Below are 1,872 nucleotides of genomic sequence, written 5' to 3' on the forward strand. Positions count from 1 at the left end.
GCGGCAAGGGATACACCCCGACCACCCCCGGAACCTCCGGCGGTAACGGCGGTAACGGAGGCGCGGCCGGGGATTACGGCAACGGCGGGGCCGGCGGGGCCGGTGGTGACGGGGCCAACGGGGCCACCCCGACCACCCCGGGCGGTGCCGGACAGGCCGGCGGTTCCGGCGGTTCCGGCGGGACCGGCGGTCAGGGCGGAACCCTGGGCGGAAACGGAGGGGCCGGAGGCAACGCCGGTTCGGGCGGTGACGGGTCCAGCGGGGCGACCGGCTCCTACGCCAACGGCGGGACCGGGAACGGCGGGGCCGGCGGTGCCGGAGGCTCGGCGGGGACCGCCGGGACCGGCGGGGACGCCACCCACGGAACCACCGGGGACGGAGGGGCCGGCGGTAACGGAGGCAACGGCGGTGAGGCCGGGGCCGGAGGTAACGGCGCGAACGGGACCTCCACCAACCCTGACGGCGGTAACGGCGGTAAAGGCGGGGATGTCGGTTCGGGCAGCTCCGGGGCCCACGGGGGAACCGGGGTGACCACCGGAGCGACCGGCACGAACGGAACCACCCCGACCAGCGGCGGTAACGGCGGTGACGGCGGCGGCGGGTACAGCAGCTCCGCCCCCGGCATCGCCGGAGGCAACGGCGGTAACGGCGGTAACGGCGGCACCGCGGGCGACGGCGGCAACGGCGGCAACGGCGGGGACAGCGGCTATGGAGCCAAGCCGGGCACGGGAGGTACCGGCGGCTCGGGTGTCAAACCAGGGTCAACGGGCACGTCAGGCACCACCGGCACGTTCTCCAGCACCGGCGGCAACCTGTTCGTCAACAGCGCCCCGTATGGTCAGGTGAAGATCGACACGAACACCGCGTCGGGTTCATCGAACGTCATCAACCAGTCGTATAATCAGGCAGGATCCGACCCGGGCGTCACCTATGACCCGGTCAATGGGTACGCCTACTACGCCAACCCCAACGACGGGAACATCCTGGTCGTGAACCCCGCCAACGGGCAGGTGGTCGCGACCATCTACCCCGGCGGCGCGCCAGGTTCTTACGCCAATATCGGCAGCATGACGGTCGCCCCCACCGGCACCCCGAACGCGGGCGATGTGTATGCCGTCAACGACTCCGGCAGCGTGCTGGTCATCAACCCGGACACCAACCAGATCGTGAGCACAATCGGGGTCGACGGAGGGTCCGGAGGGCCCGGGCTGCTGGAATCTGGTGTTGCAATCGCCCCGAGCGGCACCCCGAACGCCGGGGACGCTTACGTTGTCTCGAACGGCGCGGGGAGTGGCGCGGGAGGTGGTGTATATCAGATCAGCCCCACCGGGCAAGTCACCGAAATCTCCGGCAATATCTCGTCTGCCTCGGGACCGGTGACCGTGGCAAGCAACGGTGACGTGTACGCCGCCAACGGCATTGACCTTCTGAGATACGACCCCGCCACCGGGGCGGTATCCGAAATCCAGGTGGTATCCGGCGGCAACATTGTCGACCAGGTTGTCGCCGCCACGGACGGCTCCGGGGATGTGTACGCGTTCTCGGGTGGCGGAGCTTACATCGTTAACTCGTCTGGTCAAGTAACCGGGTCGGTCGGCTTCCAAACCGGCTTTGCGCCGATCCAGTTTGCGACGGTGAATCCGACGAACACGTCGCAGATCTACGCGACGTACGGCGCCAGCAGCGTGGGATTGTTCAGTCTCGACAACGGGGCGCTCGTCCAGTCGTTCAACACCGGTATCGGGAGTTTGAGCCAATCTGAATACGCCGCACAGATCGCCGTCGCCGACTTCACTCCTCCGAGTTCGTAAAGGACGCAACACATGTCGTTCACGTTCGTTGTTCCCGAGCAGGTCGGCGCGTCGGCGTCGC

At 68.5% G+C, this 1,872-nt stretch carries 1 protein-coding gene; it reads left to right on the forward strand.

The features are described 5' to 3' along the window. Positions 1-1,811 (forward strand): NHL repeat-containing protein (locus AC2VON_RS14205; protein WP_486953526.1); only part of this gene is annotated, 1,811 nt, incomplete at its 5' end. Positions 1,812-1,872: the final 61 nt, after the last annotated feature.

The sequence above is a fragment of the Mycobacterium sp. TH-M82 genome (genome assembly GCF_057473605.1).